We start from the raw sequence: 7,548 nt of genomic DNA, 5'->3' as shown, positions 1-7,548 counted from the left end.
CGACGGTGGCCGTGCTGGTCGTTGACCTGCTTGAAGTGGTCGAGGTCGAGCACGGCCACCGTCGCCGGTTCGCCGCGGGCGTGGTGGCCCTTGAGCGCTTCGGCCAGTTCGACCTCCATGCTGCGCCGGTTGGCGATGCCGGTCAGTGCGTCGCGCGTGGCCAGGCCCTCGAGCAGCTTGCGCTGGACCTCGGTCAGGCTCGCGAAGATGAAGGCGTAGAGCATCACCAGCACCGCGCTCACCGCAAACGCCGCCATCGCCAGCGTCGAGGCGAAGGGCGAACTCAAAAGGCCGGCGACCACCAGGGCCACGCCGCAGACCGTCGCCAGCAGCCTCGGGGCGAGCATGTAGTTGGCCAGGATCAGCGTGTAAGACCAGAACAGCCCGGCCGGACCCAGCACCCCGGCGAGCAGGGCGCAGGAAAGCGAGACCACCACCGCGTTGATCTTTCCCGCCAGGGCGCTGCGTCCGGTGCGCCAGGCGAAGCAGGCATTTCCGGTCATCGCCAGGATCAGGCCGGTGTCGAGCGCGGCCGCCAGCCACTCGCCGTTCAACGCGCGGGCCACCGCGAACGGCGTGACGCCGAGCACGGTGAGCACCGCGAACAGCAGGATCATCGCCAGCCGGACGTCGGCACCGATGCGGTTCTTGAGGACATGCTTGAGTGGCATGGCGCGAACTGTGCGCCTGCGTAGGGTGCAGGTTTGCGAACTGCATCGCGAAACCGCTGCTTTCAGGATCGCCGGGCACGGCCGGTGTTCCGATTTGTGAACGGACTCACCTTCGCGCGCCGGGCGATTTCGCCAAGCGCGTCACGTAATCCGGATCAGGACTTGAGCCGCCACCCGGAACGGAAGATCGCCCACACCGCCGCCAGGCACAGCACCAGGAAGCCGATGATCGCCGCGAAGCTGAGCACCACGTCCACGTCCGACTGGCCGAAGAAGCTCCAGCGGAAGCCGCTGATCAGGTACACGACCGGGTTGAACAGCGCGATCTTCTGCCAGACCGGCGGCAGCATGTCGATCGAATAGAAGGCGCCGCCGAGGAAGGTCAGCGGGGTCATCACCATCAGCGGGATGATCTGCAGCTTCTGGAAGTCGGTCGCCCACAGGCCGATGATGAAACCGAACAGGCTGAAGCTGACCGCGGTGAGCACCAGGAACAGCAGCATCGCCAGCGGGTGCGCGATCTCGTAGTCGACGAAGAAGCGCGCCGTCAGCAGGATCAGCAGCCCCAGCATCACCGACTTGCTTGCCGCCGCGCCGACGTAACCCAGCACCGCCTCGACCCAGCCCACCGGCGCCGACAGCAGTTCGAAGATCGTGCCGGCCCACTTGGGCATGTAGATGCCGAAGGCCGCGTTCGAAATCGACTCGTTCAGCAGCGACAGCATGATCAGGCCCGGGATGATGAAGGCCCCGTAGCTGACGCCGCCGACTTCGCCCATGCGTGCGCCGATGGCGGCGCCGAATACCACGAAGTACAGCGAGGTGGTGAGTACCGGCGAGAGGATCGATTCGCCGATGGTGCGGAAGGTGCGCGCCATCTCGAAGCGGTAGATGGCCCTGACCGCGTGCCAGTTCATGCCGCGCCTCCCTTGCCGCCGCGGTGCACCAGGTTGACGAAGATTTCCTCGAGCGAACTTTCCTGGGTGTTGAGGTCGCGGAAATCGATGCCCTGGTCGGCCAGGCGGCGCAGCAGGGTGGCGATGCCGGTGCGTTCGCCCTGCACGTCGAAGGTGTAGACCAGGGACAGGCCGTCTTCGGAAAGCTCCAGCGGCTGCCCGGCCAGCTCCGGCGGGATCGCCGCCAGCGGCGCCTGCAGGTGCAGGGTCAGCTGCTTCTTGCCCAGCTTGCGCATCAGCGCGTCTTTTTCATCCACCACCACCAGCTCGCCGTGGTTGATCACGCCGATGCGGTCGGCCATTTCCTCGGCCTCCTCGATGTAGTGCGTGGTCAGGATGATCGTGGTGCCCTTGTCGCGCAGTTCGCGCACCAGGTTCCACATGTCGCGGCGCAGTTCGACGTCGACGCCGGCGGTGGGCTCGTCCAGGAACAGGATGGCCGGCTCGTGCGAGAGCGCCTTGGCGATCAGCACGCGCCGCTTCATGCCGCCCGACAGCGCCATGATCTTGTTGTCGCGCTTTTCCCACAGGCTGAGCGAGCGCAGCACCTTTTCCAGGTGGGCGTCGTCACGCGGCTTGCCGAACAGGCCGCGGCTCAGGCGCACCGTGGACCAGACGGTTTCGAAGGCGTCGGTGCTCAGCTCCTGCGGCACCAGGCCGATCTTCGCGCGCGCCTGCCGGAACTCGCGCACGATGTCGTGGCCGTCGGCCGTCACGCTGCCGCGGCTGGCGTTCACGATGCCGCAGACGATCGAGATGAGCGTGGTCTTGCCCGCGCCGTTGGGGCCGAGCAGGGCGAAGATCTCGCCGCGGCGGATGTCCAGGTCGACCGATTTGAGCGCGACGTGGCCGCTGGCGTAGGTCTTGCCGAGGCCGCGGATCGAAAGGATGGGGTCCATGGGTAAGGGTGGGGCGTCGGGAACGCCATGGTAGCGCCTGCGGGGGCGTGCACGGGTCGTGAACATCCGGCTCGCTAGGCTGGGTGTCCCCCGACCGAAGGAACAAACCCATGACCCGACTGCTCGGCATCTCCGGCAGCCTGCGCGCCGGCTCCTACAACACCGCCCTGCTGCACGCGGCCGCGGAACTGTTGCCCACCGGCGTCGAGCTGGAGGTCGCCACCGTGCACGGCATCCCGCTGTACGACGGCGACGCGGAAGAAAAGGACGGAATACCGGCCGCGGTCGAGGCCCTGAAGGACAAGCTGGCCGCCTGCGACGGCCTGGTGCTGTGCACGCCCGAGTACAACCACTCGGTTCCCGGCGTGCTCAAGAACGCCATCGACTGGATGTCGCGACCCGGCGCCGACAAGGAGCGTGTCTTTGGCGGCCGGCCCGTGGCCCTGCTGGGGGCCTCGCCCAGCGGCTTCGGCACGGTGCTGGCGCAGAACGCCTGGCTGCCCGTGTTCCGCATCCTGGGCATGCGCTACTGGTGCGGCCGGGAGCTGATGGTGTCGGGCGCGCACAAGGTTTTCGACGACCAGGGCAAGCTGCAGGACGAGACGGTGCGCGACCTGCTGCGCAAGCACATGGCCGGCTTCACCGACTTCGTGCGCGGCTAAGCCGGCTGCTGCACTTCCGGCAGTCGCAGGCACAGCCAGGCGCCGGCCAGGCCCATGCCCGCCAGCAGCGCCAGCGCCGCCGGTACCGAGGCGGTGCCGACCGCGCCGGTGATCGCGCCGGTCGCCAGCAGCAGCACGCCCATCGCGGTGTTGCTGACGGCGACGTAATCGGTTCGCTTGTTGCCGCCGGCCAGGTCCACCAGGTAGGTCTTGCGGCCCAGTCGCACGCCGTCGTGGGCCACGCCGAGCACGAAGAACAGCGCCACCAGCGCCCAGCCGCCGGCGTCGCCATCCAGCCAGGCGTCGGCAGCGATGGCTGCCAGGGCGACCGCGCTGGCCAGGCTTCCCGACGCGATCATCGTGCGCCGGCTCGAGCGGTCGGCGAACCGGCCCCAGAACGGGCTCAACAGCAGCGAGGCCGCGCCCGCGGCCAGCAGGAACAGCGGCAGGCCAACCCAGCCACCGTTGCCGTTCTCGCGCGCCAGCAGCACCACGAAGGGTGAGCTCAGCGCGGACACCAGCAACAGCGCCCGCGCCAGCACGAAGCGTCCGAAGTCGGGTTCATCGCGCAGCAGCCGCAGTTTGCCGAGGGCTTCGCTGATGCCGTCGGCGCCGCCTTCGGTGCTGCCCGGGTCTTCCTGGATGCCGCCGTAGACCAGCGACGCCAGCAGCCAGCAGGCCGCCGCGGCCAGCAGCAGGCCGCCGAGCAGCGCCGGCCCGGAGTCCGTGACCCACCACAGCATCGCGCCGCCCACCGCGAGGCTGATCGCACCCGATACGCTGGCCGCGTAGCCGCCGAGCCGGCCGCGCCGGGTTTTCGGCACGGTCTTGCCGAGCACGTCCTTGCTGGCGATCGAATTGAGGCCGCGCGCCAGGCTGAAGCAGGCCAGCAGGCCCAGTATCACGGCGCCGGCCAAGGCACCCTCGAGCCAGAACGCCGCGGCGGCCATGCCCGCGATCGCGACCGCCTGCAGCACCGCGCCCAGCAGCCACGCCGGCTTGCGCCGGGGCAGGGCGCGCACGCGCGCGGCGATAAACAGCTGCGGCAGCATCGAGCCCGATTCGCGGATGGGCACCAGCAGGCCGACCATCCACGCCGGCGCCCCGAGTGCACCCAGGGTCCAGGCCAGCGTGGTTTTCGGGCTGGCCAGCGCGTCGCCGAGTTTGGTCAGCGCCATCGCCCCGAGCTGGCGGAAGAAGTTGCCGGGCAGGCGCGTGCAGGCGCTGTCCGGAATGTCCTTGCAGACCCGGCCGTCCTCGTCGCCGACCAGCGCGTCGTAGACGGCGTCGAGGCGGTCTGGGCTTTGGTTCACGCCGGCGGCGTGGCGTCCAGGAACCAGACCTCGACCGTGCCCTTGGCCTTGATTGTCATCGCATTGCCGCGCCGGTCGAGCGACTTGCCCACCGGCAGCCGCACCCAGCCTTCGGAAATGCAGTACTCCTCGACGTTGTTGCGTTCGACGCCGTTGAAACGCACGCCGATGCCGCGCTCGAGCAGGGCTTCGTCGTAGAAGGGGCTGCGCGGGTTGACGCAGAGACGGTCCGGCGGGGTGTCGCTCATGGTGTTTGCCTGTCGGGAAAGGCGGCCAGTTTAGCGGCAGAGGCCGGTTTGCAAAATGCACTACGGCTCCGCAGTATTAGTGCAAATTGCATAGAAGTGCCGACCGTCGCAGAAAGATTGCTTTAAAAATCAATGTCCTGCCGAATGGCACGGACCTTGCTGACTATTTTCCAGACCCTTTGGAGTCCACCGTGAGCAACCCCTCCGCCGCCCCCCAGGGGCGGATCCTGGCCATCGACGACGACCCGGCGCTGCTGCAGAACTTCAGCCTGTGCCTGGAGGACGCCGGATACCGCGTCAGCACCGCGACGCGCCTGCAGGAGGGGCTGAAGCTGGCCGCCAGCCAGCCCTTCCACGTCTGCCTGCTCGACCGCGACATCGCCGGCGAATCGGGCCTCGAGGCCCTGCCGCGGCTGCGCGAGCTGGCGCCGGGCCTGCGCGTGATCATGGTCACCGCGCATTCCCAGGTGGACGATGCGGTGCGCGCGATCGCCGAAGGCGCGGCCGACTACCTGGTCAAACCCTGCTCGCCGGCGCAGCTGCGCATCGCGGTCGCGCGCCAGCTCGACACCCTCGACCTGCTGGCCCGCCTGGAAACGCTTGAGCGCCAGCAGCCTCGCCAGGAAACGCCGCTCGAATCCAGGAGCCCGGCGATGGCCGAAGCGCTGGCCGTCGCCCGCCAGGTGGCACGCACCGACGCCAACGTGCTGCTGCTGGGTGAGTCCGGTACCGGCAAGGGCGTGATGGCCAATGCCATCCACGGCTGGAGCCAGCGCGCCGCGCGCCCGATCGCCACGGTGAACTGCCCCTCGCTGTCGGCCGAGCTGCTGGAAAGCGAACTGTTCGGCCACGCCAAGGGCTCCTTTACCGGTGCCACGCAAAGTACCCAGGGCCGGGTCAGCCATGCCGATGGCGGCACGCTGTTCCTGGACGAGGTCGGCGACTTCCCGCTGGCCCTGCAGCCCAAGCTGCTGCGCTTCGTGCAGGACAAGGAATACGAACGCATCGGCGAACCGGCCACCCGCCGCGCCGACGTGCGCATCATCTCGGCCACCAACCGCGACCTCGAGGCGATGGTGCGCGACAACAGCTTCCGCCTTGACCTGCTCTACCGCCTCAACGTGATCAGCCTGGTGCTGCCGCCGCTGCGCGACCGGCGCGAGGACCTGGCCGACCTGGCCAACGGTTTCGTGCGTCGTTATGCCGACAGCTACCACCTGCCGGCCCGCCGCCTCTCCGACAAGGCCCTGGCCCGCATGCAGGCCTACGCCTGGCCGGGCAACGTGCGCGAACTGCAGAACGTGATCGAACGCGCGGTGATCCTGTGCACGCACGAAGAGATCGGCCCCGAGCACCTGGCGCTGGGCGGCGAACCCGCCGCCGCCTCCGCGGCCGGCGGCATCGCGGTCGGCTCCCCGGTGTCGCTCGAAACGCTCGAACGCGCCCACATCGAAGCCGTGATGGCCGGTGCCGACACCCTGGAAGCCGCCGCGCGCACGCTCGGCATCGACGGATCCACCCTTTACCGAAAGCGCAAGGCCTACGGGCTTTGAGCGAAGAACCACGGAGTACCCTGTTAGTGCGCTACGAACGACAACCCCGCCCGGTAACGGCACCCGCCGCCATCAACAGTCCGCCCGCGTGGCCGGTGGACTGGCGCGACGGCGTCGCGCTGGTCGCCTGGCTGGTCATCGTGCTTGCCGCCGGTGCCTCGGTCGGCGTGCTGTTCCCGCCCGGCGACTGGTACCAGACGCTGGGCAAGCCCAGCTGGAATCCGCCGGCGTGGCTGTTCGGCCCGGTCTGGACGGCCCTGTACGTGCTGCTGGCGATCGGCGCCTGGCTGGTGGCCCGCGAGCCGGGTCCGTCCGCCGACGCCGAACGTCCGAAGGCCTGGCTGGCCTTCGCGCTGATGGCCGTGCTCAACCTGGCCTGGACGCCGCTCTTCTTCGGATTGAAATCACCGGCGCTGGCGTTCCTGGACATCTCGCTGCTCTGGGGCATGACGGTCTGGATGACGTTGCGCTTTGGCCGTGTGCGTCCGATGGCCGGTTACCTGCAGGTGCCGCTGGTGCTGTGGGTTAGTTTCGCGCTGGTGCTCAACGGCACCATCTGGTTGATAAACAGCTGATCGGGCGGCGCCGTCGCGCCGCCGGGGGAGAGGGCAGACATGCCGCAAAGACGGGCGAATTTCCGCTACCGCGTCTTCACGGGACTGATGTTGTTCGCGGTGGTCGTGCTGGCCGGCACCTCGCTGCTTTCGCTGCGCGCCACCGAGGAACTCGAGCAGACGGTCGAGCGTACCAGTCTCACCCAGCACCTGCTGCAGCAGGTCAGCATCTACTGGGGGCAGGTGGGCGACAGCGAGGCGCACGGCATGCGCTACCTGATCACCGGCCGGCCGGAGTTCCTCAACGAATACCGCGCCGTTCTCGGTGAGCTCGACGCCAGCCTCAAGGCGCTCAAGAAAATGACGGTGGTGGATCCGAGCGCCGCGCATCTGGTCGATGTGCTGGCGATCAAGAACGCCGACCGCCTGCGCTACTACTCGGAGCTGCAGGGACTCAAGGGCATGAACACCGCCGCGGCCGACCAGCGCGTGGCCGAGCGCCTGCGCAGTGGCACCGGGGCGCGGCTGCTGGCCGAGATGCAGTCGCTGGTGGAGAACCTGGTCGAGCACGAGGAGAGCCTGCTGATCGAGAACCGCAACCGGCGCAACCAGCTGATCCGCCAGAACTGGGCCACGGTGATGGTGGCCAATGCGCTGGCGCTGGCCGCCGGCCTGGTCGGCTTCATGGCCAC

The 7,548-nt window shown here is 68.6% G+C and carries 9 protein-coding genes; 4 read left to right on the top strand and 5 right to left on the bottom strand.

Going from position 1 to position 7,548, the window contains the following annotated elements; all coding sequences use genetic code 11:
- From ACE3TE_RS12810 to ACE3TE_RS12800, 3 genes are all read right to left on the bottom strand, one after another.
- On the bottom strand, positions 1-671 hold a 671-nt coding region (locus tag ACE3TE_RS12810; protein ID WP_374605562.1), incomplete at its 3' end, for a GGDEF domain-containing protein.
- A 155-nt stretch (positions 672-826) separates the two neighbouring features.
- Entirely contained in the window at positions 827-1,588 is a 762-nt protein-coding gene (locus ACE3TE_RS12805) for an ABC transporter permease (RefSeq protein WP_374605560.1), read from the bottom strand.
- Positions 1,585-2,526, bottom strand: coding sequence for an ABC transporter ATP-binding protein (locus ACE3TE_RS12800; protein ID WP_374605558.1), 942 nt, complete (start codon positions 2,524-2,526; stop codon positions 1,585-1,587). Before ACE3TE_RS12800 ends, ACE3TE_RS12805 begins: the two co-directional genes overlap by 4 nt.
- Positions 2,527-2,636: 110 nt before the next feature.
- Between ACE3TE_RS12800 and ACE3TE_RS12795 the strand changes: the two genes are divergently transcribed.
- Positions 2,637-3,188 (top strand): NADPH-dependent FMN reductase, encoded by a 552-nt coding sequence (locus ACE3TE_RS12795; RefSeq protein WP_374605556.1) that lies wholly within the window; start codon positions 2,637-2,639, stop codon positions 3,186-3,188.
- On the opposite strand, the gene ACE3TE_RS12790 is transcribed toward ACE3TE_RS12795, so the two are convergent.
- The gene (locus ACE3TE_RS12790; RefSeq protein WP_374605554.1) at positions 3,185-4,501 is read right to left on the bottom strand and encodes an MFS transporter; all 1,317 of its coding nucleotides are present in this window, start codon (positions 4,499-4,501) and stop codon (positions 3,185-3,187) included. The two genes, ACE3TE_RS12795 and ACE3TE_RS12790, sit on opposite strands and share 4 nt — an antisense overlap.
- Positions 4,498-4,749 (bottom strand): DUF3297 family protein, encoded by a 252-nt coding sequence (locus ACE3TE_RS12785; RefSeq protein WP_374605552.1) that lies wholly within the window; start codon positions 4,747-4,749, stop codon positions 4,498-4,500. The genes ACE3TE_RS12790 and ACE3TE_RS12785 overlap by 4 nt, the downstream gene beginning before the upstream one ends.
- A 191-nt stretch (positions 4,750-4,940) precedes the next feature.
- Between ACE3TE_RS12785 and ACE3TE_RS12780 the strand changes: the two genes are divergently transcribed.
- The 3 genes from ACE3TE_RS12780 to ACE3TE_RS12770 form a co-directional block, all read left to right on the top strand.
- Positions 4,941-6,302 (top strand): sigma-54-dependent transcriptional regulator, encoded by a 1,362-nt coding sequence (locus ACE3TE_RS12780; protein WP_374605550.1) that lies wholly within the window; start codon positions 4,941-4,943, stop codon positions 6,300-6,302.
- Positions 6,303-6,328: 26 nt separating this feature from the next.
- Entirely contained in the window at positions 6,329-6,877 is a 549-nt protein-coding gene (locus ACE3TE_RS12775; RefSeq protein WP_374605548.1) for a TspO/MBR family protein, read from the top strand.
- A gap of 39 nt (positions 6,878-6,916) precedes the next feature.
- Positions 6,917-7,548, top strand: a 632-nt coding sequence (locus tag ACE3TE_RS12770) for a CHASE3 domain-containing protein (protein ID WP_374605546.1), incomplete at its 3' end; no start/stop codon positions are given.

It is taken from the genome of Arenimonas sp., assembly GCF_041919775.1.
Lineage (GTDB): Bacteria > Pseudomonadota > Gammaproteobacteria > Xanthomonadales > Xanthomonadaceae > Arenimonas.
Note: the sequence above shows the minus strand (reverse complement) of the source record. Positions and strands in the feature narration are given on the sequence as shown.